28 protein-coding genes and 1 tRNA gene are annotated in these 26,630 nt (G+C 60.8%); 16 read left to right on the top strand and 13 right to left on the bottom strand.

The annotated features are described in order from the left end of the window. Positions 1–380: 380 nt before the first annotated feature. From B6V76_RS18165 to B6V76_RS18150, 4 genes are read right to left on the bottom strand one after another with little or no spacing between them, the layout of a single operon-like run. Entirely contained in the window at positions 381–1,235 is an 855-nt protein-coding gene (locus B6V76_RS18165; RefSeq protein ID WP_088728101.1) for a DUF3883 domain-containing protein, read from the bottom strand. Then, complete coding sequence (locus B6V76_RS18160) at positions 1,232–3,037, bottom strand: DEAD/DEAH box helicase (protein WP_088728100.1); 1,806 nt, start codon at positions 3,035–3,037, stop codon at positions 1,232–1,234. Before B6V76_RS18160 ends, B6V76_RS18165 begins: the two co-directional genes overlap by 4 nt. Position 3,038: 1 nt before the next feature. Continuing rightward, a complete protein-coding gene (locus B6V76_RS18155) occupies positions 3,039–4,367 on the bottom strand; it encodes a hypothetical protein (protein ID WP_141104940.1) in 1,329 nt (442 codons plus the stop codon). 9 nt (positions 4,368–4,376) lie between these two features. Beyond that, positions 4,377–4,835, bottom strand: a complete 459-nt coding sequence (locus B6V76_RS18150) for a BglII/BstYI family type II restriction endonuclease (protein ID WP_166504630.1) — start codon at positions 4,833–4,835, stop codon at positions 4,377–4,379. A gap of 760 nt (positions 4,836–5,595) precedes the next feature. Here B6V76_RS18150 and dcm point away from each other — a divergent pair. Continuing rightward, positions 5,596–7,203: a DNA (cytosine-5-)-methyltransferase gene (dcm, locus tag B6V76_RS18140; protein ID WP_088728097.1), complete on the top strand. Its 1,608-nt coding sequence runs from the start codon at positions 5,596–5,598 to the stop codon at positions 7,201–7,203. A 372-nt stretch (positions 7,204–7,575) separates the two neighbouring features. On the opposite strand, the gene B6V76_RS18135 is transcribed toward dcm, so the two are convergent. Further along, positions 7,576–7,665 (bottom strand) — tRNA-Ser (locus B6V76_RS18135). A 182-nt stretch (positions 7,666–7,847) separates the two neighbouring features. Between B6V76_RS18135 and B6V76_RS18130 the strand changes: the two genes are divergently transcribed. The 7 genes from B6V76_RS18130 (at position 7,848) to B6V76_RS18100 (ending at position 14,450) form a co-directional block, all read left to right on the top strand. Beyond that, positions 7,848–8,813: an SPOR domain-containing protein gene (locus B6V76_RS18130; RefSeq protein ID WP_233243154.1), complete on the top strand. Its 966-nt coding sequence runs from the start codon at positions 7,848–7,850 to the stop codon at positions 8,811–8,813. Between the two features lie 15 nt (positions 8,814–8,828). Beyond that, complete coding sequence (locus B6V76_RS18125; protein ID WP_077701284.1) at positions 8,829–10,004, top strand: D-alanyl-D-alanine carboxypeptidase family protein; 1,176 nt, start codon at positions 8,829–8,831, stop codon at positions 10,002–10,004. A 6-nt stretch (positions 10,005–10,010) separates the two neighbouring features. Next, entirely contained in the window at positions 10,011–10,625 is a 615-nt protein-coding gene (tmk, locus tag B6V76_RS18120; protein WP_075776908.1) for a dTMP kinase, read from the top strand. A gap of 112 nt (positions 10,626–10,737) precedes the next feature. Next, on the top strand, positions 10,738–11,862 hold the full coding sequence (locus B6V76_RS18115; protein WP_088722518.1) for a DNA polymerase III subunit delta': 1,125 nt from the start codon (positions 10,738–10,740) through the stop codon (positions 11,860–11,862). 22 nt (positions 11,863–11,884) lie between these two features. After that, positions 11,885–12,703 (top strand): TatD family hydrolase, encoded by an 819-nt coding sequence (locus B6V76_RS18110; protein ID WP_166504629.1) that lies wholly within the window; start codon positions 11,885–11,887, stop codon positions 12,701–12,703. Beyond that, positions 12,700–13,503 (top strand): MBL fold metallo-hydrolase, encoded by an 804-nt coding sequence (locus B6V76_RS18105; protein ID WP_088728095.1) that lies wholly within the window; start codon positions 12,700–12,702, stop codon positions 13,501–13,503. Before B6V76_RS18110 ends, B6V76_RS18105 begins: the two co-directional genes overlap by 4 nt. Then, the gene (locus B6V76_RS18100) at positions 13,503–14,450 is read left to right on the top strand and encodes an AEC family transporter (protein WP_088720121.1); all 948 of its coding nucleotides are present in this window, start codon (positions 13,503–13,505) and stop codon (positions 14,448–14,450) included. Before B6V76_RS18105 ends, B6V76_RS18100 begins: the two co-directional genes overlap by 1 nt. Positions 14,451–14,537: 87 nt before the next feature. Here B6V76_RS18100 and irrA read toward each other — a convergent pair whose 3' ends face one another. Further along, positions 14,538–14,963, bottom strand: a complete 426-nt coding sequence (gene irrA / locus B6V76_RS18095) for an iron response transcriptional regulator IrrA (RefSeq protein ID WP_075776913.1) — start codon at positions 14,961–14,963, stop codon at positions 14,538–14,540. Positions 14,964–15,126: 163 nt separating this feature from the next. Here irrA and fabA point away from each other — a divergent pair, with 163 nt between their 5' ends. From fabA to B6V76_RS18070, 5 genes are all read left to right on the top strand, one after another. Further along, on the top strand, positions 15,127–15,636 hold the full coding sequence (fabA, locus tag B6V76_RS18090; protein ID WP_075776914.1) for a bifunctional 3-hydroxydecanoyl-ACP dehydratase/trans-2-decenoyl-ACP isomerase: 510 nt from the start codon (positions 15,127–15,129) through the stop codon (positions 15,634–15,636). A gap of 31 nt (positions 15,637–15,667) precedes the next feature. Beyond that, complete coding sequence (fabB, locus tag B6V76_RS18085) at positions 15,668–16,897, top strand: beta-ketoacyl-ACP synthase I (RefSeq protein WP_075776915.1); 1,230 nt, start codon at positions 15,668–15,670, stop codon at positions 16,895–16,897. Between the two features lie 28 nt (positions 16,898–16,925). Next, entirely contained in the window at positions 16,926–17,714 is a 789-nt protein-coding gene (locus B6V76_RS18080; RefSeq protein ID WP_088728094.1) for an SDR family oxidoreductase, read from the top strand. Positions 17,715–17,981: 267 nt separating this feature from the next. Then, complete coding sequence (locus B6V76_RS18075) at positions 17,982–18,761, top strand: pyrroline-5-carboxylate reductase dimerization domain-containing protein (protein ID WP_088728093.1); 780 nt, start codon at positions 17,982–17,984, stop codon at positions 18,759–18,761. Between the two features lie 51 nt (positions 18,762–18,812). Beyond that, positions 18,813–19,484, top strand: a complete 672-nt coding sequence (locus B6V76_RS18070) for a haloacid dehalogenase type II (protein WP_075776918.1) — start codon at positions 18,813–18,815, stop codon at positions 19,482–19,484. Between the two features lie 7 nt (positions 19,485–19,491). Here B6V76_RS18070 and B6V76_RS18065 read toward each other — a convergent pair whose 3' ends face one another. Beyond that, complete coding sequence (locus tag B6V76_RS18065) at positions 19,492–20,082, bottom strand: hypothetical protein (protein WP_088728092.1); 591 nt, start codon at positions 20,080–20,082, stop codon at positions 19,492–19,494. A 63-nt stretch (positions 20,083–20,145) separates the two neighbouring features. Between B6V76_RS18065 and B6V76_RS18060 the strand changes: the two genes are divergently transcribed. Both B6V76_RS18060 and B6V76_RS18055 read left to right on the top strand, forming a co-directional pair. After that, entirely contained in the window at positions 20,146–20,970 is an 825-nt protein-coding gene (locus tag B6V76_RS18060; RefSeq protein ID WP_075776920.1) for an alpha/beta hydrolase, read from the top strand. Beyond that, a complete protein-coding gene (locus tag B6V76_RS18055) occupies positions 20,967–21,857 on the top strand; it encodes a DMT family transporter (RefSeq protein WP_075776921.1) in 891 nt (296 codons plus the stop codon). The genes B6V76_RS18060 and B6V76_RS18055 overlap by 4 nt, the downstream gene beginning before the upstream one ends. 70 nt (positions 21,858–21,927) lie before the next feature. Here B6V76_RS18055 and efp read toward each other — a convergent pair whose 3' ends face one another. Then, positions 21,928–22,497, bottom strand: a complete 570-nt coding sequence (gene efp / locus B6V76_RS18050; protein ID WP_075776922.1) for an elongation factor P — start codon at positions 22,495–22,497, stop codon at positions 21,928–21,930. Between the two features lie 99 nt (positions 22,498–22,596). Here efp and epmA point away from each other — a divergent pair, with 99 nt between their 5' ends. Next, the gene (gene epmA / locus B6V76_RS18045; RefSeq protein ID WP_088728091.1) at positions 22,597–23,637 is read left to right on the top strand and encodes an EF-P lysine aminoacylase EpmA; all 1,041 of its coding nucleotides are present in this window, start codon (positions 22,597–22,599) and stop codon (positions 23,635–23,637) included. Positions 23,638–23,640: 3 nt separating this feature from the next. On the opposite strand, the gene B6V76_RS18040 is transcribed toward epmA, so the two are convergent. From B6V76_RS18040 to B6V76_RS18020, 5 genes are all read right to left on the bottom strand, one after another. After that, positions 23,641–24,030, bottom strand: a complete 390-nt coding sequence (locus B6V76_RS18040) for a DUF2237 domain-containing protein (protein WP_088728090.1) — start codon at positions 24,028–24,030, stop codon at positions 23,641–23,643. A 17-nt stretch (positions 24,031–24,047) separates the two neighbouring features. Next, on the bottom strand, positions 24,048–25,220 hold the full coding sequence (locus B6V76_RS18035) for a serine hydrolase (RefSeq protein WP_088728089.1): 1,173 nt from the start codon (positions 25,218–25,220) through the stop codon (positions 24,048–24,050). Between the two features lie 103 nt (positions 25,221–25,323). Next, positions 25,324–25,806 (bottom strand): MarR family transcriptional regulator, encoded by a 483-nt coding sequence (locus B6V76_RS18030; protein ID WP_088724952.1) that lies wholly within the window; start codon positions 25,804–25,806, stop codon positions 25,324–25,326. Between the two features lie 158 nt (positions 25,807–25,964). Continuing rightward, positions 25,965–26,240 (bottom strand): succinate dehydrogenase assembly factor 2, encoded by a 276-nt coding sequence (locus B6V76_RS18025; RefSeq protein WP_075776927.1) that lies wholly within the window; start codon positions 26,238–26,240, stop codon positions 25,965–25,967. Continuing rightward, positions 26,240–26,617, bottom strand: a complete 378-nt coding sequence (locus B6V76_RS18020) for a helix-turn-helix transcriptional regulator (protein WP_088720111.1) — start codon at positions 26,615–26,617, stop codon at positions 26,240–26,242. The genes B6V76_RS18025 and B6V76_RS18020 overlap by 1 nt, the downstream gene beginning before the upstream one ends. Between the last annotated feature and the right edge of the window lie 13 nt (positions 26,618–26,630).

Genomic DNA, 26,630 nt, shown 5'->3' with positions numbered 1-26,630 from the left:
TTCCACTCCTCTTCCAGCCAAGGAAGCGTAGCGGAAAACTCCAGCTTCAAACGGTCCAGTTTCCGGGGATCAGATCACTTCATTGCCGCCGCCCACCGAAACACAAACTAGAAAATGGCTAGACGTTACGGCCGGTGTGAAAGCAGATTAAAGGGTCGATAGGTCGGTATATCTGGTAGCAGGTTTGAGGCTTTGTAGAACGTCTCATTGAGGCCGCCGAGGGCTTCGGGTTTAAGAACCCAGACGCCTTCACCGGGCCGCAAGACACTGAAACTTATAGAAAAAGAGATTTTCTAGCTCTGAAATGCAGGACCGAAGATAGACCACTCAAGTTTCAGATTAAAATCAGAGCATATTGTCGGCCGGCGAACATTGCGCGACTAACTGGAGGCAAACAGCGGCGCGAAAGCGAGAAACGGCACTTGTACAGCCTCCCAGCTACCGCGGTTTTTGTTTTCGGGGATATGCTGCCTCATGTCTTCAACAGATACAATTGCGAGGCGTGTTTTGTGTGATGCAATATTCCAAAGATGGAAGTAGTATCTCTCCGAGCTATCAGCCGTTTCCCACTCATGTCGTGTGAGGTACAGAGTTGCCTCAGCCAGTGTTCTTTCGGAGCACTTGCACTCGATCTTTGTCAGCGTAAGGTCTGTCTCAGAGGTTTGAGACAGCAGGTCGTAACCAAATTCATCACTATCCAATGCGACCCACCTCGGCTTCTTTCCCGTCCTTTTCGTTTCGTAGGCCAAGCTTAACCTCTCGCCAGTTCTACCAACTTCAGTCCTGTTCCTATCCCTATCGCCCCGAATGCGATCCGCAAGATCGTCCCAGAAACGGACAATATAATCTTGCTCACCTTCTGCCAATTGCGCCTCATGAAGCAACTGAGCGATTTCTGGTGGGGCCTGCAGTAATACATGAATGCGACCGCGACGCGCCAGTTGTAGCCAAGGATCTCGTCGCAAGAGGAAATAGTCAGAGAGCAGGAAGCGCAGCTGTTCAGTTGCCTCATTGAGATTTAGACATTCCTGTCCTCGATGGGTAGTTGCAACACTACCGTCGGCTTCCTCGATGACCCAGCCCAGCGCCGTCACATTATCCACTACAGTTTGAGCACTAATGGAAGGAAAATGCAGATTTTTGAGCTCTGAAAGAGTAAGTCTCTGCGCGGTAACTTCGGCAAGAAGATCGATGCAAGCGTATGCCGCACTCGGAGTGAGAAGAGCAGGTCTCATTTGGAGCTAAGGGCCTCAGCGAGCGCTGCAACGTCTCCCTTATCTAGGCCTGCGCTGTCTACTTCCTGCTCTGCCTCCCCAGTTTCCCAAATAGGAGAAATATTTAGCGAGTGATCCCGAAGGACCTGCGCCATCGCGGAAACCTTGCTTTCAAGACGAAGCCTGACTGTCTCGTCCACTGTACCCTCGCACTCCACTATTTCGAGAGTAGTCGCTGTACCGGGCGGCAGCCCGAGCCTATGAATCCGGTCTTCCGACTGTAGGTACTGAGCGGCGTTAAAATTACGATCGAGATAAATCGCATGGTGGCAGACGCGATGCAAACTAATTCCTTCGCTAGCCGCCGCCGGATTTGCAATCATAACCTGAGCGTTGGCATCGTCGTGAAACTTCTTGATCTTGCCCTCTCTGGTATCCTCATCTTCGTCACTCCCTGCGTCGACACCGCCATGTATGTACACCGCACCAAGGTCGCGAAGACACTCTGCAAGGTATTCCACGTTCTTAACAAAAGAAGACCAAATCAAAACCTTGTGGCCTTGCTTTGTGAGCTCTCGAGCCCTGCTAATTACATACCTAATTTTCGGACCTTCGCCCTCGCTCAAAGCATGAGTAAGCTCAGAGGCGTACCGAAACTCCGGCTTGTCTGCGAGCAGCGCAGGATTTGAAACGAACTGAAGGACAGTTGCCACCGAGCGTCCAAATCTGCGCAATGCGCCCTTAGTGCTATCGGTGAGCGCCCGTTCAGCCTCACGAGCCAATTCGCTTTTCAAGAGCGAATACAGTTTTTCTTGATAAGTATCCATTGGAAGACGAACTATTTTCCGCGAAACGGCAGGCAACCCAAGCTCATCTTTCGTAGTTCTAACGTATACCCTCTGCACGCGCTCCACGACATTTTCGGGCGACGCACTTACCTCAGGGAAAAGAAATCTAAACTGCGGCACAAGATCCTCAGTAGATTGCGGCATTGGTGTACCGCTCAATATCAGCTTTCCTTTCGGCAAATGCGACATCTTCAATATGGCTTGCGATTGCTGACTTTCGATATTTTTGACTCGATGGCTCTCATCAAGAAAAACAAATGGCCGCGTCTTACTAACGTGCTCGGAGATTCGCTCTCGCACCCTTACTAACTGCTGATACCCAATGAGCATGAGCTTTGGGTTGTCGGACAACTGACGGGCAATTTGATCCGTCTTTCGGAGCCTTTCAAACCTTTCCGCTCTGTTAGGAAAGCATTGTAAGTATTGCTCATCCCAGGCCGCAAACGCGTTCTTGGGAGCTACGACGAGAAGACCATCGTTCTCGGCAGCACGAAGCGCGTAGAAAGCAAGTGCTTCGGTCGTCTTTCCTGCCCCAGGAACTGAAAACGATGCTCCGCTGGGCCTCGCTAAAAGCTTGGAAACATTTCGAACCTGCTCTGGCGTTAATGTACGCTGAAAGCCTACCGATCGAAGGCGTTCCGTGAGGTCTGTTTCGCTTAAATTCTGTGTTTCTTCAGAAAGGAAGCTCTCCTGCATCTCGCGAGAGTGATTAAGCCGTGCGACGGCTGGATTTGAGATTTCAAAGTCTTCACCGGCCTTCAAGCCAAAGGCTGAAATCACATTCAGCACCTGGCCACGGACCGCAAGAAATGCCCACCACGGCAAGGTTAATGCATTCGAGCTGTTAAATTCTGTTGCTTCAGAGGCCTCCAAACAAATCGATACTATTAGCTTTTGCCACTTCTCCTGCGAGTCATTCTCGGACCAGCGGAGAAGAGCAAGTCCATGCTTTTCAACATAATCAAACGAGAGCAATTTATTTTTTCCGCTGCTTAATGAACTCTCGAATGCGCACGATGGAAGCCTCAATAGCGTCTAATTGCTTCTCGGCCCCCTCAATCTCTGCTTCCGGGGTAAGGCCGAGGTTCAAAGCATCGTTCAACGCAGAGCGCGTTTTATGGAGCTGCTTTAAAAAGTACTTAGCCTTAGCTTCTTCACCGACTTTCTCCTTCTCAGCCTTCAATGTCTCCACTATTATGTCCTGCGCTTTGCTAATGTCCGCTGGGGAGGCAAAGACATTTGCTACGAGGTTCATATCGCTCGCTTCGGTCGAGGAGGAATCTCCGCCACCGAAGGCCTGCAAAGCTTGATCGTCTATTTCTTTGGCGTCCGCACCAGAAAACTCCATTCTAAGCTCACTTTTTACAGAACTTAGGTGCTTACCGAGTTTGGGGATGAATGTATAAAGCCTCTCTTCCGCAGCATCGGGATCATCGATGTAATGAAATGCGATTTCTTTTAGAACTTCACGATCCGCTAAGCTTTTTTGCTCCTTCATCGCCTTGTTCAGACGTTTGAACGTGTGCTCGGTCTCGTTCAAGAGCGACCACATATTTTTCTTTCCACGCGCCGAGAGATATTCAGACCCCAAATCTCTTATCTCGAAAAGCTCTTCGATATCTTTCTTCGTCTTCCTGTACTGCCGAGAGAGCTCGGACGTCGTGTAGCCGAACTTTCGTTGTTTCTCTTTGAACATCTTGGCCTCGGCATGCCACGTATAGTCACTTCGAATATCTTTTTCGATTTGGAGACGCGATTCGATTGCGTCGAGCTCTTTTTCCTCACACTTAGGCAGCACTACTACGTCAACATGACTGAAGTGCGAGTATTTTTTTTGGTCCGAGTAATATAAGTTGCGCCAGCTGCATAGGCGACGATTTCCGTTTATTACAAAACCGCTTTCGTCCAGGAGAAGCGGCTCGACTTGTTTATTATTTGGATCTCGGAACTTTTCAGAGAGCCCCTCTTCCCCAATCATTTCACAAAGAATTTCATGTTGAGCCTCTTGCAAAGTATATAATTCAGGATCCCCTCCTGTAAAAAAGCTTTCGTCTACTCCCTTCGTAACAACCCACTCTTCTTGAATCGATGAGGTTCTACCATTTGCAATTCTATATTTCGGGAGACCAATCTCCACCCTAAGTATTGGCAGACTTATTGTCTTCCCCTTAAAGTTTTCAATCCTGTGAGAATCAACTCTCTTTTCTAACGCCTCCTTAGTCAAATCGGAGAAAGCTTGACGCCTAGACGGAAGCGGCCAGCCAAATTTCTTCTCTGCAAGAGTTGAGCTCTCTACTTTATTCATTATTCAGCCTCATTGAAAGGAAAAGATTACAAGGGGAATATGGATGACTTTCCGAAAAATCGCCAACTCGCCTTCGAGCCGGTCTGAGTTGGCAAGATTATCACCAAGTGTACGAGCCGCCACTGCGGTTGGGAGAATTAAAGCGCCAACATCAATCAGGCCATCCAAGTACATTTGCTGGAGCTTAATGAGGTCTGCATACATCCTTGACATATTTCCAGCAGTCTGAATGCCAAGTCCGACGCGGTTCTTTTGCGAAGCAATCGAAATCTTGGACCCGTGCGCCACCTGAACTTTATCGGTCCACCCTTGCTCCTTAAGCCCATCCAGGATGTCATTACGAAGTTCGGGGCCGACGCCCCTCTCTATGGGTATTTTGCATCGACTGATGGCGGCAAGAATTTCATCCAGCTCTGCTTTGGGCAGGGCATCACTGCCCCCAAGATGTGAGTATTGATGCGTTTCCATCGACGTAAGTCGCTCGTTAACTGATGTTAATGGGAGAATACACGCTGGCGGATGAAACGCCATCCCCTGCACGACAGTCAGGAAAGCATATCATCTAGCGTCGGTTACCCCCTGCTCCATCTTGGCTCCAGACACCACTGCAGCGCCTTAGAGACAACCTAGCCAGTTTTCGCGCTGATCGCAGCGTTGCGTTACGCGGCCATCCTGGTAGCGTATAGTCTACCAAGCCATCTAGGAATTCTGTTGTGAAGCGCGCCGAGAACAGTGGTGTAAGGCTTAGCAAGGCAGACGCCGCGATTGTAAAGGGCATGCTGATCAGAGGCGACCGGCAGCATGACATTGCCTCTTGGTTCGGCGTGAATGGTGGGCGAATTGGGGAAATTAGCAAGGGCCACAAGTTCTTCGACGTACCCCCCAAAACAGATGGCCTCCCGCGTCCAGGGCCGTACATGTCGGGCAAAGCATCGGATGCGCTTGTTGGTGAATGCCGGCGACTTCGAAGCAAAGTTCGGAGGCTACTTTCCGATTGCTCTTTGTGCCCAGACGCCAAGTCCATTGCAACCAGTTTGATGGAACAACTGGATGGCATCATTGATGAGTAAACGAAGCGGAGCAAACATAGCAGAAAGCTACCTCGAACGCTCGCTCAACGGCGCTAGGGATCACGACGATGGTGTACATCTTGCGCACTCAGATGTAATCACTGGATCCCATTGTGGTGGCGTGCTAACTACTGGAAAACGATTGAGCGAGGAACTGAGTGCGGGTTATTGATCTATACGCTGGCGTCGGTGGGTGGTCAGTTGGCCTAAAGCTCTCCGGCTTCACGGTCCTGAAGTCCTATGAATGGTGGAAACCCGCTGCGACAACGCATCTCGCCAATTGCGGTTCGAACGTTGAAGTCATTGACATCCGAACCCTCGACCCGAGCACCTTGCCCAAAGAAGTTGACCTAGTCGTCGGCAGCCCACCGTGCACACAATTCTCATACTCTAACCGGGGCGGATCTGGAGACGTCGCCGACGGCTTGCTGGACATTGCGAAATTCTTGAGCGTGGTCAGGGCCTGCAAGCCAAAAGCTTGGGCATTTGAGAATGTGCCTCGCGTCAAATCCGTACTTGAGAAAGAAATACTACCTGGCGGCGCATTGAACAGATTCGCAGATTTATTTGAGCAGGCAGATATTGAGATATTTGATTTGGCAGATTTCGGACTTCCACAACGCCGCAGGCGCTGCATTGCTGGCAATTTCGACTTCAATCTTTTAAAGTCTTACTCTCAGAAAACCGCCCGCCCAACGCTAGGGGATATCATTTCCCAGCTAAAAATTGGTCGCGAGCCGATATTCAAGGAATGCCCCAGCGTTGCGGTAACGGATAATGAACCAGAGGAGCGCTTAAATTGGGAGGAACAGCGCTTCAATAAGGATATGAAGGTCGCGCACCCGGTCTACAACGGAATGCCCTTCCCAGACCCGCTCGATAGGTCGAGCAGAACAGTGACTGCGACCTGCACGAGAGTATCTCGAGAAAGCCTAATCATCGAGGACGAAGAAGCTGGCGGCTATCGTAGATTGTCGGTGCGAGAAAGAGCATCACTTCAGAGTTTCCCAATCAGCTTCCAGTTTCTTGGCTCAAGCCACGCTCAAAAGTTTAAAATGATTGGGAATGCCATCCCACCGCTCTTCACCTATTTAATCGGCGAAGCAGTTAAGGGCACGCCCAAAGATGAGCTAGTTGCGGCAGATAAACTTGATGCCAACTCCTTGATAAAGCACACAGAGAGCATCCTCACTAGACCTGACAATTCTGGGAGGACATATCCTGCAAATAGGCGGTTTAGGTTCAGCATTCCCCACCTACGCTTCAAGAGCGGAACACGGTTTGAACTCGCGAACATAGAGGAGCCAATGAACTGGTCGGTGTGCTTTTATTTTGGAGACTCTAAGCGAATACAAAAGCGAAAATTCACGCTAAGTGATGTTCAAGGCTCTGCTCGAGGCTGCTCCTCAGACTTTCTTGAGTTGCTTACGTCAACGATGATAGACCTCAGAAAATGTGGCTTTTGGACCGAAATCGCCAGCCTTCAGGCCACGTGGAGTCACCGAGCTGACGGGCTGCACCCCTTCCATTTAATCGATAGACTTGGAGAATTTGTTGAAAAACAAGCGCAAAGCGATGCATGGACCGCGCTAGATGAAGGCAATTTAGAACGATACATCACATCCATCGTTTACTCAAATGACACCGTCAAAGGGTTGGCGATCCAGAAGATCAAAAACCATGCAAGAATGATTGCCATCGGATCGTTGGTAGCCGCTCAGACGAACCAGGCATTTTCGGAAGTTTCACAATCCGTTGCCGCCTAGTTAGCGACCTTGATGTTTGTGACTTTGATGCCTGCTCAGACTAAGTTCGGCGAAATGTTGAGTGATTGCAGGTTCTGATTGGCAATCGCCGATCTCTGCAAACACTCATTCAAGCACCCACGTTTTCGACCACGCCGAATCCAAGGCACGCCTGAGGAGCCTTTGGCAAAATCCCAAAGGAAGCCCTACGCCCAACGCAATAATGCCGTGTGGAAGCGTCAGCACCACAAATGCGACCCAGGCGAACCGATCTGCCTCTACGACACCACCACCAACAGGTGTGGTAAGTTGGTGTGGTAAGCGAGTGTTGAAAAGTCCAGGGGCCTAGAATTAATCTTTTTAATTCAGAGCCTTGCGACGAACCCTCAAAGGTGGCGGAGGAGGTGGGATTCGAACCCACGGTAGGCTTTCACCTACGTCGGTTTTCAAGACCGGTGCATTAAACCACTCTGCCACTCCTCCGACGGGTCTCGCTTAGACCGCTTCACGCGATTCTGAAAGTCTCGCGCGCCGATTTCCGCGCGTGGGCGTTGGGGCCGCTTTTCACGGGCTCTGCAAATCGCTAGGATCGCGCGCAAGGCATGGCGCAAGCGGTGCAGACGCGCATGCAAGAGGCGGGCGAACCGCGCGAGAAGGGGCACAGGATGAGTGAGCAGACGGGAATGACGCGCAAGCGTGTAACGGGCTTTGCCCTTATGCTGGGCGCGGGGATCGCGCTGGCGGGCTGTCAGGAGAGCGGAGGCTCCCCGTTCGGGCTTTTCAAGAAGAAGCCGACCGATGAGACCGCGGCGCCCGGTGCGGCCGAGGCCGTCACCGAGAACGGCCAGAAGATGATCGAGCGAGATGTCGAAGCGCCGCAGGTCTTCTCGGTCGACGAGAAGGGCCTGTGGGACGGGCGTCCCTCGCTCGGCGGAGTCTGGGTCGCGCATCCGAATGTGAAGGATCCCGAGCGGGTGATCATCCGCAACCCGTCGAACGGCAAATTCGTGATCGGGGCCCTGTTCAAGCGCGAAAACGACAATCCGGGACCGAAACTGCAGGTCAGTTCCGACGCGGCCAATGCGCTGGGACTTCTGGCGGGCGCGCCGACCGAGCTGTCCGTGGTGGCGCTGCGCCGAGAGACGGTTCCGGTCAAGCAAGACAACCCCGCGCCGCTCGTCGACAAGCCGGTGATCGCGGCCCCCGAGGCGGTGGAACAGAAGTCGCTCGACGAGGTAACCTCGACTGCCGCGGCCGGGATCGCCAAGGCGCAGGGCACGCCGAAGCCCACGGCCAAGCCGGTCAAACCCGCGATCGGCGCGCCGCCTGCCCCGGCACCGGCCCCGGCGGCACCGGTGGCCGCAGCGGCTCCACAACCCAGCACGCCGAAGATGAGCACTGGCGCTGGTTATATCCAGATCGGTATCTTTTCCGCCGAGGCGAATGCGAAACGCGCCCAGAGCCAGATGGCGAAGGCCGGCGTGATCGCCGAGATCGTAAAGGAACAAAGCCATTCCAAGACCTTCTGGCGCGTGATCGCGGGCCCTGCGCCCACGAAATCCGACCTCGACGCGCTCAAGACCAAAATTCACGGGCTGGGCTACCCCGACGCCTATCCCGTCTCGAAATAGGACTACGCAGAAGATATGACCTTCATTCGCCTGATCGCCGCCACACTTGCAGCCTGCCTGTTCGCCCTGCCCGCCGCCGCTTTCGACACCAAGGCTCATGCCGCTTGGGTCTATGACCTCTCGACCAAGACCGTCTTGATGGCGAAGAACGCGGATATCCCGCTGCCGCCGGCCTCGATGTCGAAACTGATGACGCTCGATCTGCTGTTCGAGGCGCTGGAAGACGGTCGGGTGACGATGGACACAACCTTCCCGGTGTCCGAGCATGCGCAGTCGATGGGCGGCTCGACGATGTTCCTCAACACGACCGACCGCCCCACCGTGCGCGACCTGATCCAGGGCATCATCATCAACTCGGGCAACGACGCCTGCGTCGTGGTGGCCGAGGGGCTGGCGGGCTCGGAGTCCTCCTTCGCCGATCTGATGACCAAGCGCGCGCATGAACTGGGCATGAAGAACTCGATGTTCGCCAACTCGAATGGCTGGCCCGACCCCGGTCAGCGCATGTCGGTCCACGATCTCGGGATCGTCGCAAGCCGGATCATCACCCATTTCCCGCAATATTATCACTTCTTCAGCGAGACCCATTTCAACTACAAGGATCGCGCCCCGGCCAATGCCGAGAACCGCAATCCGCTTCTGGACATCCGCGCCGCCGACTGGAAGGCCGACGGCATGAAGACCGGTCACACGCAGGAAGCGGGCTACGGCCTCGTGGGATCCGCCGTGATGGGCGAGCGTCGCATCGTCTTCGTCCTCGCGGGCATGGATTCCGAACAGGCGCGTCGCTCGGAAGGCGAAGCGGTCGCGAACTGGGCCTTCCGTCAGTTCGTGATGAAGGATGTTGCCAAAGCGGGCACCAAGCTCGCAGAAGCGCCGGTGTGGCTGGGCGGGAAGTCGACCGTCGGTCTTGCGCCGAAAACCGATCTGTCGCTGCTGATCCCCGCCGGCGCGAAAGACAAGGTCAGCGCCGAGGCCGTGTTCAAAGGCCCGCTGCAGGCGCCAATCAAGCAGGGTCAGGAGGTCGGCAAGCTGGTGATCACCGTGCCCGGCCTCGACAATGCCAACGAAATCCCGCTGGTCGCCACCGAGGACGTCAAGAAGGGCGGCTTCGTCGTGCGCGTGAAAGCGGCTCTGGCGCGGCTCTCGGGCAAGGCGTTCGAAGCGGCGATGGAACGGGTGAACAGCTAAGCGCGCATGTTCATCAGCTTCGAGGGGATCGACGGATCGGGTAAATCCACACAGGCGCGGATGCTGGCCGAAACCCTGCGGGCTGCGGGGCGCGAAGTCGTTCTGACCCGCGAACCCGGCGGCTCCCCGGGGGCCGAGGAAATCCGTCGGCTGGTTCTCGAAGGCGATCCCGACCGCTGGTCGGCCGAGACCGAGATCCTTCTGTTCACCGCCGCGCGCCGCGACCATCTGGAGCGCGTGATCGAACCGGCACTGACCGCCGGAAAGGTCGTGATCTGCGACCGCTTCGCAGATTCGACCCGGATGTATCAGGGCCTCTCGCGCGGCGATCTGCGCGCGGTCGTCGATCAGCTGCACGCCCTGATGATCGGGCGCGAGCCGGACCTGACCGTGCTGATCGACATCGACCCCGCCACCGGCCTCGCCCGCGCCAAGGGGCGCCAGGGCACCGAAGAACGTTTCGAGGATTTCGGGGTCGGCTTGCAGGAAAAGATGCGCGCGGGGTTCCTGTCTCTGGCCGAGGAATTCGCGGAGCGCTTCCGCGTGATCGACGGTGCGCGAGAGGCGGATGAAATTGCCGCCGATGTGCTGAGCGCCGTGCAGGCGGAACTGCACAACTAGGGGCCGAGGGGGTGCGACCCGGGACTGCTCGCCCCGCGCCGATAGCCGAGCCCCCGAGCCTTACGCGAAAACCCCGCTGGAAACCGCCCGCGCGCGCATTTAGAGTGCCGCCATGAGCCTCGCCGATCTCCCCGATCCGACCCTTGCGCCCGGTGCGCGACACCCGCGCGACACGCTGCGTCTGGTGGGTCAGGCGCGGGCCGAAGAGGGCTTTCTCGACGCGTACAACATGGGACGGCTGCATCACGGCTGGCTGCTGACCGGACCGCGCGGCGTGGGCAAGGCGACGCTGGCATGGCGGATCACCCGTTTTCTGATGACCCAACCCGAAGAGGATGGGCCGGGCCTGTTCGGCGAACCGGAACGCCCCACCAGCCTCGAGCCCGATCCGAACCACCCGGCGCTCAGTCGTATCCACGCCGGATCGGAGCCCGGTATCTTTGTGCTCAAACGCGGGCCCAACGCCACCGAATCCGCGCTGTCGCAGGACATCCGTGTCGACGAGGTGCGCAAGCTGCGCTCCTTCCTGCATCTGTCTGCCGCCGAGGGCGGGCGACGCGTGGTGATCGTCGATGCTGCCGACGAGATGAACACGCAGGCCGCTAACGCGCTCCTGAAACTACTCGAAGAGCCGCCGCCGCGGGTGACCTTCCTGTTGATCGCGCATCAGCCGGCGCGGCTGCTGCCAACGATCCGCTCCCGCTGTCGCGAATTGCGACTGGGCACGCTCTCGGCCGAGCAGATGGAAGCCGCGATTGCAGCCGCCGAGGAAGATGGCGAGCCGCCGGACCTCGACCACCACGCGCTGGCCGCACTCTCGGGCGGCTCCGTCGGCGCCGCGATCCGGCTGATCAATCAGGACGGCATGACGACCTATGCCAAGCTCGTCGACCTGATGGGCACCCTTCCCCGGCTCGACCGTCTGGGCGCGCTGGCGCTGGCCGAAAGCTGCGTGGGCAAGGCGAACGAGAACCGCTTCATCCTCGTGCTCAACCTGATCGACCTCTTTCTCTCGCGTGCCGCGCGCGCGGGCGTGATGGGACCGCCCCACCCCGAGGCCGCCCCCGGCGAGGCACAGCTTCTCGCACGATTGTCGCCCGACGATCAGGCAGCGATGAAATGGGCCGCCCTTCATCAGAGCATGGGCGCACGCGCCGCCCACGGCCGGGCGGTCAACCTTGACCCTGCCGCGCTCGTGATGGATATCGTCTTGGAGATCACAGCCGCCGCCTCCTGATGCGGCGCGAAAGGAGCCGATTTTGACCCTCCCGCCCGAGATCACAGACAGCCATTGCCATCTCGATTTCTCCGATTTCAACGGTGAGCGCGATGACATCATCGCCCGCGCGAACGCCGCCGGCGTGACCCGGATGGTGACGATCTGCACCAAGCTGAAGAACGAGCCCTCCGTGCGCTCCATCGCCGAGGCGCATAAGGGCGTCTTCTACGCTGCGGGCACCCACCCGATGAGCGTGGCCGAAGAACCGATGGCAACCGTGAACGAGTTGGTGGCGCTGGCGAAGCACCCGAAATTCGTGGGTATCGGCGAGACCGGGCTCGACTATCACTACACCGCCGAGAGTGCCGAGGTGCAGAAAACCTCCCTGCGCCTGCATATCGAAGCCGCGCAGGAAACCGGCCTGCCGCTGATCATCCATTCGCGCGACGCCGATGAGGACATGGAAGCGATCCTGACCGAGGGGATGAAGGCCAAGCCCTATTCCTGTGTCATGCATTGCTATTCGTCGGGGCCGCGCCTCGCGCAGGTCTCTGTCGATCTGGGCTTCTATCTCTCGATGTCCGGCATCGCGACTTTCCCGAAAAGCCAGGAAGTGCGCGACATCTTCGCCGCCGCGCCGCTCGACCGGATCCTCGTGGAAACCGATAGCCCCTATCTCGCGCCGCCGCCCTATCGCGGCAAGCGCAACGAGCCCGCCTATACCGCCCACACCGCCAAGGTCGGCGCCGATGTATTCGGCCTGCCGCTGGAGGAATTCGCCGCCGCGACGCAGGCCAATTTCGACCGTTTGTTCTGGAAAGCCGCCGAACATGGCGAACGCGGGAGCGTCGCTGCATGAGCCGGATGCGCTTCACGATCCTCGGCTGTGGCTCCTCGGGGGGCGTGCCGCGCCTTGGCAACAACTGGGGCGAGTGCGACCCGGCGAACCCGAAGAACCACCGGCTGCGCTGTTCGATGCTGGTGGAGCGCGTGTCGCAATCGGGCACGACACGGGTTCTGATCGACACCACGCCCGACATGCGCCAGCAGCTTCTGTCCGCGGGCGTGGGCGAGCTGGACGCGGTGGTCTACACCCATAGCCATGCCGATCACGTCCACGGGCTCGACGATCTGCGCCAGATCGTCTTCAACATGCGCACCCGCCTGCCCGTCTGGGCCGATTCCGATACCGAGACCGCGCTTCTGGACCGCTTCGCCTATGCCTTCGTTCAGCCCTCGGACAGCAATTACAAACCGATCTGCGAGTTGAAATCGATCCATCGCGAGCGGCCTTTCCAGGTCACCGGCGCGGGCGGCTCGATCGAATTTCAGCCCTTCCGGGTCGAGCATGGCAATATCGACGCGCTCGGCTTCCGGATCGGCGGGCTGGCCTATCTGCCCGACGTCTCGGACATCCCCGAAGAGGCGTGGAAACATCTCGACGGTCTGGATTGCTGGGTGCTCGACGCGCTGCGCCGCAAGCCGCATCCGACGCACGCCCATCTGGCCCGCGCGCTGGAATGGATCGAACGCGCCCAACCCGCAAGCGCGGTGCTCACCAACATGCATATCGACCTCGACCACGATGCGGTCGCCAACGAGACGCCCGATCACATCCGCCCTGCCCATGACGGAATGGTTCTGGATTTCGGTCTCTAATGAGCGTCCTGATCAACGTCATCCTGCCGGTCTTCCTCGTGATCGGTTTCGGCTATGTCGTGGCCTTGCGCGGGCTGTTTTCCGAGGGCGCGGTCGACGGGCTGATGCGTTTCGCGCAGAATTTCGCGGTGCCCGTGCTTCTGGCGCGCTCGATCGCGAATCTGGATCTGACGCAGAGCTATAACTGGTCGATGATGGCCGCCTTCTACGCGGGGGCGCTGATCTCTTTCGCGATCGGCATCACCGGCGCGCGCGCGATGGGCCGCAACGGCCCCGAAAGCGTCGCGATCGGCTTCGCCTGCCTGTTCTCGAATTCTCTGCTGCTGGGCGTCCCGATCACCGAGCGCGCCTATGGTACCGATGCGCTGTCGGGCAACTTCGCGATCATCTCGGTCCATTCGCCCTTCCTCTACACGATCGGCATCCTCGCCATGGAGATGGTGCGGTCGTCCGGCACCGGCACGTCGCTCGGGCGCGTCGGCCTCAACGCGCTGATCGGGGTGATCCGGACGCCGCTGGTGATCGGCATCCTGACGGGCTTCGTGATCAAGATACTCACCACATTGACCGGTCAGCCCCTGCCCCATCCTCTGATGGAGGCGATGAACATGATGGCCCGCGCGGCCCTGCCAGCGGCCTTGTTCGGGCTGGGCGGCGTGCTCTATCGCTACCGCCCAGAAGGCGACGCGAAAGCGATCGCGATGATCACCGGCTTGTCGCTGGGTCTGCATCCGGCGATCACCTACGGCCTTGCGCATTTCGGCTTCGGCGTCGACACCGCGTCCCTTCGCTCGGCCACGCTGACAGCGGCGATGGCACCCGGTGTGAACGCCTATCTCTTCGCGAATATCTACGGGGTAGCGCGCAGAGTCGCGGCCTCGGCCGTGCTGATCGCGACGGCATTGTCGATCCTGACGATCTGGGGCTGGCTCGCGATCCTGCCGTGAGGTTTGAGGGCGACGCAATACAGAGGCTCTGCCCCTCTGGCCTACGGCCATTCACCCCGGGATATTTTCGCCAAGAAGAAGCGGCAATCAGGCCTTGCGGACGCGGATCACGACGTCGACGCGGGTAATCTCGGCGCCTTCCGGGGCTTGCGGGATCGAGGCGAGTTTCAGTTCCTCGGCCGGCGCATCCGACAGGCGATTGTCGTCTTCCCAGAAGAAATGCGGGTGATCGTCCATGCGCGTATCGAAATAGCTGCGTGCGCCATCGACAGTGATCTCATGCATCAGCCCGGCATCGCAAAACGCCTTGAGCGTGTTGTAGACGGTCGCGAGCGAGACCTTTTCGCCAGCGTCGCACGCGGCCGCGTAGAGGCTTTCGGCGGTGACGTGACGATTTTCCCCATCGCCCACGAGCAATGTGGCCAGCGCCAGTCGCTGACGGGTGGGACGCAGCCCGCCGCGGGTCAGCCATTCCTGTCCGCGGCGCTGTTCGGTCGAATTCGTCACAGCCATGTCATGTCTCCTCGCTACCTATATGAGACTTTTCCACTCAGGTTTCAATGAAACCGCGCGAGCGCGGGCCCGAGCGCGCGACCGACGACCGTCGCCCTTGCGCCGCGCGGCCACGCGGTGATAGAGGGATGCAAAAGCACGCCAAAACCGGGAAGGAGCGCCGATGGCTGGGTTTCCGACGAGCTTCGGGAAAGAAGATCTTCTGAAATGTGCACGCGGGGAGCTGTTCGGCCCCGGCAATGCGCAGCTACCGGCGCCGCCGATGCTGATGATGGATCGCATCACCGATATCTCGGGCGATGGCGGCAAGCACGGCAAGGGTCACGTTGTCGCCGAGTTCGACATCACCCCGGACCTGTGGTTCTTCGAATGCCACTTCCCCGGAAATCCGATCATGCCCGGTTGTCTCGGTCTCGATGGCCTGTGGCAGCTGACCGGTTTCAACCTGGGGTGGCGTGGCTGGCAGGGTCGCGGCTATGCTCTGGGCGTGGGCGAGGTCAAGCTCACCGGCATGGTCCGCCCGGATCGTAAAATGCTGACCTACAAGGTCGATTTCACCAAGGCCGTTCAGACGCGTCGCTTGACCATGGGTGTCGCCGACGGGATCGTCGAGGCCGACGGTGACGTGATCTACGAGGTCAAGGACATGAAGGTCGCGCTCTCCGAGAGCTGACCCCCATAGACAGACAAGACAGGAGGCCCGCATGCGCCGCGTCGTCATCACCGGTTTGGGCATCGTCTCGCCCATCGGCAACAATGCCGAAGAAGTCACCGCCAGCCTGAAGGCCGGCAAATCCGGCATCGTATTCGCCGAGGATTATGCCGAGCGCGGCTTCCGCAGCCAGGTCAAAGGCCAGCCGAAGATCACGCTCGAGGACCATATCGACAAGCGCAACCTGCGCTTCATGGGCCCGGGCGCGGCCTATAACTTCATCGCGATGGAGCAGGCTCTGGCCGATAGCGGCCTGGAAGAGAGCGACATCTCGAATCCGCGCAGCGGCCTGATCATGGGCTCGGGCGGTCCGTCCACCTCGAACTTCTTCGAGGCGCATCGCATCGTCATGGAGAAGGGCTCGCCCAAGCGGATGGGGCCGTTCATGGTCACTCGCTGCATGAGTTCGACGAACTCGGCCTGTCTGGCCACGCCGTTCAAGATCAAGGGCGTGAACTACTCGATCACCTCGGCCTGCTCGACCTCGGCGCATTGCATCGGCAACGGCACCGAGCTGATCCAGATGGGCAAGCAGGACATCGTCTTCGCCGGCGGCGGCGAGGAGTTGGACTGGACGCTGAGCTGTCTGTTCGACGCGATGGGTGCGATGTCGTCGAAATATAACGACACGCCCGAGCTGGCCTCGCGCGCCTTCGACGCGACCCGTGACGGCTTCGTCATCGCGGGTGGCGGCGGCGTCGTCGTGCTTGAAGAACTCGAGCACGCCAAGGCACGCGGCGCGAAGATCTACGCGGAAGTCACCGGTTACGGCGCGACCTCGGACGGGCACGACATGGTGGCGCCGTCGGGCGAAGGCGGCGAGCGCTCGATGAAGCTCGCGGTCGGCACCCTGCCCGAAGGCCGCAAGATTTCCTACATCAATGCCCACGGCACCTCGACGCCCGCAGGCGACGTGACCGAGGTGCAGGCCGTGCGCCGCGTCTTCGGCGAGGAAAACGTGCCGAAGATTTCTTCGACCAAATCGCTCACCGGGCACTCGCTCGGCGCGACCGGCGTGCATGAGGCGATCTATTCGCTGCTGATGATGGAAAACAACTTCATCGCGGCCTCGGCCAACATCACCGAACTCGACCCGGCGATCAAAGCCGAAGAGATCGCGATGGAGCGGATCGACAATGTCGAGTTCGACTCGGTCCTGTCGAACAGCTTCGGTTTCGGCGGCACCAACGCGTCGCTCGTGATGAGCAAATATTTGGACTAACGAATTTATAACGGCGGCAGGGACGGGAATGGCGGAACTGATGAAGGGTAAGCGCGGCCTCGTGATGGGGGTCGCCAACGAGCGTTCGATCGCTTGGGGGATCGCGAAGGCACTGGCCGAGCAAGGCGCGGAACTCGCGTTCTCCTACCAAGGGGAGGCTTTCGGCAAACGGGTCGAACCGCTGGCCGAGAGCGTGGGCTCGAAATTCCTGCTGGATGTGGACGTGAATGACGACGCCTCGATGGACGCCGCCTTCGCCAAGCTGAAAGAGGAATGGGGCTCGATCGATTTCGTCGTCCACGCCATCGCCTATTCCGACAAGTCCGAACTCGCGGGACGGTTCATCAACACCACCCGCGAGAACTTCAAGAACTCGCTGACGATCTCCTGCTACAGCTTCATCGACGTGGCCAAGCGTGCCTCGGAACTGATGAACGACGGCGGCTCGATGATCACGCTGACCTATATGGGCTCGCAGCGCGTGACCCCCTATTACAACGTGATGGGCGTGGCGAAGGCGGCGCTGGAATCGGCGGTGCGCTATCTGGCAGCCGATCTGGGCCCCGACGGCATCCGCGTGAACGCGATCTCGCCCGGCCCGATGAAGACGCTGGCCGGGGCCGCAATCGGCGGCGCGCGCAAGACCTTCCGCCATACCGAGCACAATTCGCCCCTGCGCCATAACGCGACGCTGGAAGCGATCGGCGGTACGGCGGTCTATCTGCTCTCGGATTATGGTGCCTGCACCTCCGGTGAGATCATCTCGGTCGATAGCGGCTATCACGTCATGGGCATGCCCGCGGCAGAGAACCTGTAAGCTCAGCCAATCGCAAGCAGGGCGCGCGCCGGCCCGTGGGGTGGCGCGGCTCACGCTCTGTGCGGCAGCGCTTTATCCAAGCCACATACCTTGAACATGGCTGCGTTTCGCGCGGTTGGCCAAGGCGCCAGCCCGCGGGGACGGGCCGGCGCGCGCCCTGCGGCTTCGCCGCGTTCCGGGCGCAGTCTCGTGTTTGAAGCGGACCTCCCTCCCTTCCCCCATCCCCTGCCCCGCGCTAGGCTGCCCCGAACACGCAGGGAGGCGCGCATGGCACTCGATTTCTCCATCGGCATCATCGGTTCGGGCATGCTCGGCGCGGCAATCGCGGAGGCGCTCTGGCGCGCGGAACCCAGGTCGCTTCTGATGGCCAACCGCTCCGGCACCGTGCCTGGCATTGACGGCTTCCCACCCCAGAACGTGCTGACCGATCCGCAGGCACTGGCAGAGGCTTGCGACGTGGTGATCCTCTGCGTGCCGCCCGCCGCCGCCCGAGACCTCAGGATCGATGCGAAAGACAAGCTGGTGATCTCCGTCATGGCGGGCGTGCCTTTGGCCGACCTCACCCGCATCAGCGCCAGCCCCCGCGTGATCCGCGCCATGTCGAACCCCGCCGCCGCAAAGGGCCTCGCCTATTCGCCGTGGTTCGCGAGCGACGCCGTGACCGAGGAAGACCGCACCCGCACCCGCGCCCTCTTCCAGGCCTGCGGGCAGACGGACGAACTGCACGACGAGGCACAGATCGACTTCTTTACCGCGATGACCGGCCCGGTGCCGGGATTCGTCGCCGCCTGCGCGGCTGCGATGGTGCGTCATGCCGAAGATCAGGGCGTCACGCCCGAGATCGCCGACCGCGCGGTGCGCCAGCTATTTCTCTCGGCCGGAGAGATAATGGCCGAGGGTCCGCCCCCTCAGGCCCATGTGCAGGAGATGATCGACTACGCGGGCACGACCGCCAAGGGCCTCACCACGCTGCGCGACAATGGCTTTGCCGAGCGTCTCGCCGAAGGGCTCGTCGCCGCGACGCAAGCCTCGCGCGACATCTACTGACCCTTGCACCCGACCCCACCGACGCTAGGGTGAAGCTCGGGAGGAAATATCATGTCCATTCAGCTTTGCGTCTTCGACGCCTACGGCACGCTCTTCGACGTCGACGCCGCCGCGCGCAATCTGGCCGCCGAGGAACCGCGCCTGACCGAGATCTGGCCGCGCCTTGCAGCAGACTGGCGTCGCAAGCAGCTCGAATATAGCTGGCTGCGGGAGGTGATGGGCGATTACGTCGATTTCTGGCAGCTGACCCGCGACGGGCTCGATTGGGCGATGGCGGCGCAGGATCTCGACGATCCCGATCTGGCCGAGCGGCTGATGGCACTTTACCGCGAATTGCCCGCTTTCCCGGAAGTGCCCGAGATGCTCGATGCGCTGCACCATCGCGGTGTCGGGCGTGCGATCCTGTCGAATGGCGCGCCCGACATGCTGGGGGCTGCGGTTCATGCGGCGGGCGTGGGGCATCTGCTCGACGAGGTGCTCTCGATCCACGAGATCGGCCATTACAAACCGCGCGCCGCCGTCTACGACATGATCGCGCAGAAAATGGGCGTCGAACCGGAGAATACCTGTTTCATCTCGTCGAATGGCTGGGACGCGGCGGGGGCGGCGAAGGCGGGCTTCCGGGTGCTGTGGGTCAACCGCGCAAACGCTCCGGTCGAACGGCTGCCCTATAAACCCGCGGCGATCCTGACGGACCTGCGCGCGGTGCCCGACCACCTTTGAGCCGCGCTCACTCCTCCATCTCGCGCAGCGCGCGCCGCAGGCGCATCGTCTGCGCCTGAAACCCTTCGGCATCCGTGTATTCCACGAAATCGCGGTAGCGCAGATGCGGCCCCTTCACCCGGTGCGCGTGCTTGATCGGGCACCAGTACTGCTCGGTCCGGCCGGCGATCTCGCGCACATAGCTCAGAAGCCCGTTGCAATAGCCGCAATAGACGCAGTTCAGCTTCTGCAGCGCGTTGAGATAGGCCAGATGCTGACGGTCGACCACGATATGATCGGAGCGCTTCACCTTGGCGATACGATAGATCGGAAAACAGATTGCCTGATAGAGGCTCACGAAAAGATCGAGCAGCACGAAGGGCACGATCAGCGAATAGATCACCGGAGCCGTCAAAATGACCATCGGGCGCGCGTAGGACAGAAAGCGCAACAGGCCCACACGCGCCTGCCGGTGCGCATCGCGCACGCCCGCCTCGAACACCACCCGGTTATGATCGAGCCGGAACGCCATCGCCTCGCGGCGACGGTCCCATTCCCCTTCGATCTCGTCTTCGAGCGCGCTCAGTCTTTCGTGTAATCTTTCCAGCGTGTCAGCCATGGCGATCTCCCTCTGACGCACTATGATCGCGGACAGGTCAGCAATCCAGAGAGGAGCGGCGTAATGGATTTCTTTACCGCGGATGATGGTGCGAAGATCGCGTATCGCGACAGCGGCAGCGGCGTGCCGATCCTGGCTTTGTCCGGTCTGACGCGGAACACCCGAGATTTCGACTATGTCGCCCCGCATCTGAAGGACGTGCGGCTGATCTGCATGGATTATCGCGGCCGCGGCGAGAGCGACTGGACCGGACAGGAAACCTACACCGTGCCGCGCGAAGCGGCGGATGCGCTCCAGCTTCTCGATCATCTCGGGATCGAGAAGGCCGCGATCCTCGGCACCTCGCGCGGCGGGCTCGTAGGCATGTATCTCGCGCTGACCGCGAAAGAGCGGATGACCGGGCTTGCGCTGAACGACGTGGGCCCCGTTCTCGACGAGACGGGGCTGAACAAGATCTTCGACTATATCGGGCGCAACCCGGCGGCGAAGAGCTACGCGGAAATGGCCGAGAAGCTGCCCGAGGCGATGACCGGCTTCGCCGACGTCCCACCCAACCGCTGGGCGATGGAGGTCCGCCACCATTACGTCGAGACCGAGACCGGGCTGAAGATCAATTACGACCCCGCCCTGCGCGAGGCTTTCCTCGGCGCCTTCAAGGGCGGCGTGGAGCCCGCCTGGCCGCTCTTCGAGGCGACCGAGGGGCTGCCGCTCGTCCTGATCCACGGCGCGAATTCCGATCTGCTGAGCGACGCCACCGTCGAAGAGATGCAGCGCCGCCGCCCGGACATGATCTATGCCCGCGTCGCCGACCGCGCCCATATCCCCTTCCTCGACGAGCCCGAGGCGCTGGCCGCGCTGGAAGCGTGGATCGAGCGGATCAAAGGGTGAGCGAGGCCCGCGTCACCCTCATCGCCAGCGCGATCACGCTGATCACGGGCGCGCTTTGGGGGCTTTACTGGCTGCCGGTGCGCGCGCTAGACGGCCATGGTCTGGCGGGCGCCTGGGGCACGGTCGCGATCACCGTGGTCGCCTGCGCGGCAATGGCGCCGGTCGCATGGGCCAAACGCGCCGAGCTTGCCACTGCGACGCCCGCAGCGCTGGCCTCGGTCGCGCTCGGCGGTGCGGCCTTCGCGCTCTATTCGATCGGTTTCCTCTATGGCCGCGTCGCGCTGGTGATCCTGCTGTGGTTTCTCACCCCGGTCTGGTCGGTGCTGATCGGACGGTTCGTGATGGGCTGGCCGGTCTCGCGGCTGCGGATGGCTGCGATCGTCGTGGGTCTCTCCGGGCTCGGTCTGATGCTGGGCGCGGGCGGCGGCCTGCCCCTGCCGAGCAGCCTCGGCGAATGGATGACCCTCGTCGGCGGCGTGATCTGGTCGGTCGCGACCACCGGGATGCGCACCAGATCGACGCTCTCGCCCGGCCCGGCCACCTTCACCTTCGCGGCTGGCGCGGCCCTCACCGCGCTCTGCCTCGCGCCGTTCCTCGCGCCCCTTCCCGCGAGCGGGGTCGATTGGGCCGCCGCACTCGGGCTGACCATCTCCGCCGGGGTGTTCTGGTGGGGCGCTGCGACGGCAGCTCTGATGTGGGCCACCGTCCGGCTCGAACCGGCGCGGATCGGAATCTTGCTGATGAGCGAGGTCCTGGTCGGCGCGGTCTCCGCCGCGCTGATCGCAGGAGAGCTGCTCTCCGCTATGGAGATCGCAGGCGGCGCGCTCGTACTCGCAGCTGGTCTGCTGGAAGTCTGGCCCGCCCGCCCCGCGCAACGCCCCGCCTGACCTACACTTCCCATCCGTAAACAAAAAAGGCGCCCGGAAGGGCGCCTTTTCTATCAGATCGCTGCGAGGATCAGTCCTTCGCGCGCTCCACATAGGTGGTGTCTTCGGTGTTGATCACGATGCGCGTACCGACTCCGATATGCGGCGGCACCATCACGCGGATCCCGCCGGTGCAGATCGAGGGCTTGTAGCTCGACGAGGCGGTCTGACCCTTCACGACCGGCTCGGTCTCTTCGACCTCGACAGTGACTTTCTGCGGCAGGTCGATCGCGATCGCGTTTTCCTGGAAGGTCTTAAGATGAACGCGGATCCCGTCGCGCAGGAATACTTTCGCATCGCCGATCACGTCTTCCTGAACCGCGAGCTGCTCGTAGGTCTCGGGGTCCATGAAGTGGTAGCCTTCGCCATCCTCATAGAGGAAATCGTATTCACGCTCTTCGACATGGGCGCGCTCGACCTGCTCGGTCGTGCGCCAACGCTCCGACACCTTGGTGCCGTCCGAGATGCGGCGCATGTCGACCTGCGTCACGGGCGTGCCCTTGCCGGGATGGATGTTCTGCGCGGTGATCACGACGTAAAGCTTGTCGTCGATTTCTAGCACGTTGCCCTTGCGGACAGAGGAAGCGATGACTTTCGCCATGAAAGGACCCCTTTGAATTCGGATAAAACAGGCTCTGGCGCCCGGATTGCAGAGCGCCTAAACCATTTGCGCCCCGATTTCCAGCCTGAAAGGCCTTCCATGCCCCCGTTCTGGACGCCCGAGCGCCACGCCGACCGCCGCCCTGCCCTGCTCGCGCGCAACCGCATTCAGGCCGCGATCCGCGGCTGGCTGGCGGCAGAGGATTTCGTCGAAGTCGATCCCTGCGCTCTGCAGGTCTCGCCCGGCAACGAGGCGCATCTGCACGCCTTCGCCACCGACATGATCGGCAATGACGGCGCGGCGCGGCGGATGTATCTGCACACCTCGCCCGAATTCGCGATGAAGAAACTGCTGGCGGCGGGCGAGCCGCGCATCGCCGCCTTCGCCCATGTTTGGCGCAACCGCGAGGCGGGCAAGCGCCATTCGCCCGAATTCACCATGCTCGAATGGTATCGCGCGGGCGAAGACTACACCGCGCTGATGGCGGATTGCGCGGCGATGCTGCGGCTGGCCGCGGAGGCAGCGGGATCGCCCGTGCTGCGCTATGGCACCGCCGAGTGCGATCCCTTCGCCGAACCTGAGCGGTTGTCGGTGGCCGACGCGTTCGAACGCCATGCCGGGATCGACCTGCTCGGCACCTGCGACGGAGCGGAAACGGACGTGGCGGCCCTGCGCGGGCAATGCGAGGCGATCGGCTTTGCGGTTGCCGATGCGGATAGCTGGTCCGACATCGTCTCGAAACTGCTGGTCGCGAAGGTCGAACCGCATCTGGGCCATGGCCGCGCAATGATTCTGGACCGCTATCCACTGGCCGAGGCCGCGCTGGCCCGCCCTGCCCCGGATGACGCCCGCGTGGCCGAACGGTTCGAGCTTTACGCCTGCGGGGTAGAACTCGCCAACGGCTTCGGCGAGCTGACCGATCCGGCCGAGCAGCGCCGCCGCTTCGAGGCCGATATGGACCTGAAGGAACAGCTTTACGGCGAGCGTTACCCGATCGACGAAGACTTCCTCGCAGCGCTCGAGATCATGCCCGAAGCGTCGGGCATCGCGCTCGGCTTCGACCGCCTGGTGATGCTCGCGACCGGCGCGCCGAAGATCGAGGATGTGCTCTGGGTTCCGGTGGGCGGCGCGACGGGTTGAGCCTCAGCCCTTCCCGCCCTTCTTCTCGGCCGCATGATCGGCCAGCACCTTGAACGGCACCACCCGCAGCGCATCGCGATGGGTCGAGGCCAGCATCACCTCGGGCGCGCAGCCCTCCTGCGCCGCCTGCAAAAAGCGCGACGCGCACAGGCACCAGCGGTCGCCCGGCTTGAGCCCCGGAAAGTCGTATTCTGGGCGCGGCGTGCTCAGGTCGTTGCCGAGATATTTCGAGAAGGCGAGGAACTCCGACGTCATCACCGCGCAGACCGTATGCGAGCCGCTATCCTCCCAGCAGGTGTTGCAGCTGCCATCACGGAAAAAACCGGTCCGGGGCTTGAGCGAACAGGGTTGCAAGGGGCCGCCCAGAACGTTGATCGCCTCATACATCTGCATCGCGCGGCCCTCCCCTTTCAGGAAACCTCGGCGATGCGGCGCAACATGGCAAGGTTTTCCTCTTCGACGCCCTCCTCCTTGAAACGCCAGTCGGCGGCGTTAATCGCGATCACCGCGTCGGTCGCGGGGCTGACATAGATATGCTGGCCATAGATGCCGCGCGCGAAATAGTCGCCGCCGTGATCCGCCGTGTCGACGGGCACCCACCATTGATAGCCGTAGCCCTCGCCCTTCGGCGCCTGCAGCGCGGTCGATTTCGTAACCCAGTCCTCGGGCACGATCTGGCGGCCGTTCCAGAAGCCCTTTTGCAGGAACATCTGGCCGAAGCGCGCATAGTCGCGCGTCCGCAGGTTCAGCCCGCCAAGGACGAAGCTGACGCCCAGCCCGTCGGTCAGCATCACGGGCGCGGCCTCCAGCCCCATCGGCACGATCAGCAATTCGCCCATCACCTGCGCCGGGTCGGCCCCGGTCGCGCCCGCAATGACCATGCCCAGAACATGCGTGTCGATCGAGACATAGAGCATCCGCGCCCCCGGCTCCGCCTCGCGGATCTTGAGCGAGGCTGCGAAGGCGTCCATCGACCGCCCCATCGCCAGCACACGACCCATCTTGTTGATATCCGAATGGAAATCTAGATAGTCCTCGTTGAACGCCACGCCCGAGGACATCACCAGCGCATCTCGAATCGTGACGCCGTCATAGCCCGACCCCTTCAGCTGCGGTACAAAGCTGGTGAGCGGCGCGTCGAGATCGGGGATGACACCCTGATGGTGCAGGATCCCCAGCGTGGCCGAGAGGAAGCTTTTCGCCATCGACCATGAGATCCGCAGATCCTCTGGCGCAGTGCCGCGGAAATAGCGCTCATGCGTGATCTGGCCATGGCGCAGCTTCACCAGCGCGGTGATCCCGCGCCGCTCGATCCAGTCGTCGACACCAGCGGGCAGCGCATCCTCCGCTCCGCGGGGCAGGTCCGACACCGGCCCGTCGCCACGCGCAATCTCGCGCGAATGAAACAGCGCGGGCATGTTGGAGAAATTGCCGACGATCCGGTCGGGCTCGAACAGCCGGTTCACCGCGCGCAGCCGCGCGATCTCGTCGCGCTTCCACCAAGCGAGCCCCGCAATCGGCAGCGCCGCCGCCATGCCGACACGGATCGCTCCGCGCATCGCCTTTTGTCCAAGCTGTTTCATCGCACGTCCCCTCACCGCATGTCGTCACGGCAAGCAAGCACGCAGCACGCCGCCGCGGCAAGGAGAACCGGGCGTCATCGCGCAAACGCGACCTGCCCAAGGGTCAGTAGATATAACGGATCTGGTCGGTCCAGTAGCGCTCCATCCGGCGCAGCGTGTGGTTCATTTCTTCCATCGCTTCGAAGGTGATGACGCCGCGCGTCTCCATCCCGCAGGCATGCCGCTCGAACAGGTCCGCGACATTGTCGCGCAAGCCCCGTCCTTTCGGCGTCAGGCGCACCCGGACCGAGCGGCGATCGATCTCGCTGCGCTGATGGTGCATATAGCCCGCCTCCACCAGTTTCTTGAGATTGTAGGAGACGTTCGAGCCCTGGTAATAGCCTCGGGTCTTCAACTCCCCCGCGGTCACCTCGTTTTCGCCCACGTTGAACAGCAACAGCGCCTGCACCGGGTTGATCTCGAGGATGCCCAGCCGCTCGAACTCGTCCTTGATCACATCGAGAAGCAAGCGGTGCAGCCGCTCCAGCAGCGATAGGCTGTCCAGATATCCCGCCATCAGCCCCGGGCTCGCCGGGACGGACGTCATGTCGCTTGCAGATTTCTGCACGGTCATAGCACTCTCCGCCAGTTGCGCCGCCCCTCAGGCAGGACAGTGGCGGGAAATGGAAAAGATACCGTTAATCGGGCCGAAATCTCTGAAAATTCGCGGAAAACCCGATGAAATCCGGGGTTTCCGCGCGGTTTTCAGCTTTTGGTAATGTGGCGCTCGCGCGCGAATTGGCCGATTTCGGAGAGCAGATCGAGATATTGCGGCGGGCAAGGCTGCGCGCCGGACACCCACGGGTAGAGGTCCTGATCGTTCTCTTCGAGCAGCTGATCGTAGAGTTCGAGAGTGTCGGCATCCAGCTCGGGCAGCCGCGCATCCGCATAAGGCCCGAGGATCAGGTCCATTTCCTTGATCCCGCGCCGCCAGCTGCGCATCTTCATCCGTTTCAGCCGCGCCTCTCGCGTCTCTGCCATCAACTCTCTCCTGCCACCAAACGCTTCTCCAGCCGTGCCAGCCGAACGTCGAGCTCCTCGAGGCCGGACCGCACTTCCCGGATCTCGCGCACAAGGGCGCGTTCCGCCTTTGCGTCTTCTCCCTGTTCGGGCGGGCCGTCAAGCCCTTCGCCCGACCCGGTGAGCAGCCACATCAGCGTGACGTTGAGCATGCCCGACAGCATCTGCAGCCGGTTCGCGCGCGGCTCGAGCACATCCTCTTCCCAAGCCTGCAACGTCTCGAGCCGGACGCCGAGTTGCGTCGCCAGGTCCTCCTGGCTCAACCCGGCCGCTTCGCGCGCCCCCGCAAGCCGGTCGCCGAATGTTGCGCTCGCCTCGCCATACCAATCGTCGACCATGATCTCTCTCCCG

The organism is Thioclava sp. IC9, from assembly GCF_002213225.1.
In the GTDB taxonomy this organism is placed as follows: Bacteria; Pseudomonadota; Alphaproteobacteria; order Rhodobacterales; family Rhodobacteraceae; genus Thioclava; species Thioclava nitratireducens.
Note: the sequence above shows the minus strand (reverse complement) of the source record. Positions and strands in the feature narration are given on the sequence as shown.

Excerpts from the sequence above, each read along its gene's own strand:
- fabA (WP_075776914.1), top strand. The coding sequence starts at position 15,127 with ATGGCTGGGTTTCCGACGAGCTTCGGGAAAGAAGATCTTCTGAAATGT.
- B6V76_RS18075 (WP_088728093.1), top strand. The coding sequence starts at position 17,982 with ATGGCACTCGATTTCTCCATCGGCATCATCGGTTCGGGCATGCTCGGC.
- B6V76_RS18080 (WP_088728094.1), top strand. The coding sequence starts at position 16,926 with ATGGCGGAACTGATGAAGGGTAAGCGCGGCCTCGTGATGGGGGTCGCC.
- B6V76_RS18130 (WP_233243154.1), top strand. The coding sequence starts at position 7,848 with ATGAGTGAGCAGACGGGAATGACGCGCAAGCGTGTAACGGGCTTTGCC.
- B6V76_RS18105 (WP_088728095.1), top strand. The coding sequence starts at position 12,700 with ATGAGCCGGATGCGCTTCACGATCCTCGGCTGTGGCTCCTCGGGGGGC.
- B6V76_RS18020 (WP_088720111.1), bottom strand. The coding sequence starts at position 26,617 with ATGGTCGACGATTGGTATGGCGAGGCGAGCGCAACATTCGGCGACCGG.
- B6V76_RS18030 (WP_088724952.1), bottom strand. The coding sequence starts at position 25,806 with ATGACGTCCGTCCCGGCGAGCCCGGGGCTGATGGCGGGATATCTGGAC.
- epmA (WP_088728091.1), top strand. The coding sequence starts at position 22,597 with ATGCCCCCGTTCTGGACGCCCGAGCGCCACGCCGACCGCCGCCCTGCC.
- B6V76_RS18060 (WP_075776920.1), top strand. The coding sequence starts at position 20,146 with ATGGATTTCTTTACCGCGGATGATGGTGCGAAGATCGCGTATCGCGAC.
- B6V76_RS18065 (WP_088728092.1), bottom strand. The coding sequence starts at position 20,082 with ATGGCTGACACGCTGGAAAGATTACACGAAAGACTGAGCGCGCTCGAA.
- B6V76_RS18150 (WP_166504630.1), bottom strand. The coding sequence starts at position 4,835 with ATGGAAACGCATCAATACTCACATCTTGGGGGCAGTGATGCCCTGCCC.
- irrA (WP_075776913.1), bottom strand. The coding sequence starts at position 14,963 with ATGGCTGTGACGAATTCGACCGAACAGCGCCGCGGACAGGAATGGCTG.
- efp (WP_075776922.1), bottom strand. The coding sequence starts at position 22,497 with ATGGCGAAAGTCATCGCTTCCTCTGTCCGCAAGGGCAACGTGCTAGAA.
- fabB (WP_075776915.1), top strand. The coding sequence starts at position 15,668 with ATGCGCCGCGTCGTCATCACCGGTTTGGGCATCGTCTCGCCCATCGGC.
- B6V76_RS18115 (WP_088722518.1), top strand. The coding sequence starts at position 10,738 with ATGAGCCTCGCCGATCTCCCCGATCCGACCCTTGCGCCCGGTGCGCGA.
- B6V76_RS18035 (WP_088728089.1), bottom strand. The coding sequence starts at position 25,220 with ATGAAACAGCTTGGACAAAAGGCGATGCGCGGAGCGATCCGTGTCGGC.
- B6V76_RS18165 (WP_088728101.1), bottom strand. The coding sequence starts at position 1,235 with ATGAGACCTGCTCTTCTCACTCCGAGTGCGGCATACGCTTGCATCGAT.
- B6V76_RS18100 (WP_088720121.1), top strand. The coding sequence starts at position 13,503 with ATGAGCGTCCTGATCAACGTCATCCTGCCGGTCTTCCTCGTGATCGGT.
- B6V76_RS18155 (WP_141104940.1), bottom strand. The coding sequence starts at position 4,367 with ATGAATAAAGTAGAGAGCTCAACTCTTGCAGAGAAGAAATTTGGCTGG.
- B6V76_RS18040 (WP_088728090.1), bottom strand. The coding sequence starts at position 24,030 with ATGCAGATGTATGAGGCGATCAACGTTCTGGGCGGCCCCTTGCAACCC.
- B6V76_RS18070 (WP_075776918.1), top strand. The coding sequence starts at position 18,813 with ATGTCCATTCAGCTTTGCGTCTTCGACGCCTACGGCACGCTCTTCGAC.
- tmk (WP_075776908.1), top strand. The coding sequence starts at position 10,011 with ATGTTCATCAGCTTCGAGGGGATCGACGGATCGGGTAAATCCACACAG.
- B6V76_RS18125 (WP_077701284.1), top strand. The coding sequence starts at position 8,829 with ATGACCTTCATTCGCCTGATCGCCGCCACACTTGCAGCCTGCCTGTTC.
- B6V76_RS18025 (WP_075776927.1), bottom strand. The coding sequence starts at position 26,240 with ATGGCAGAGACGCGAGAGGCGCGGCTGAAACGGATGAAGATGCGCAGC.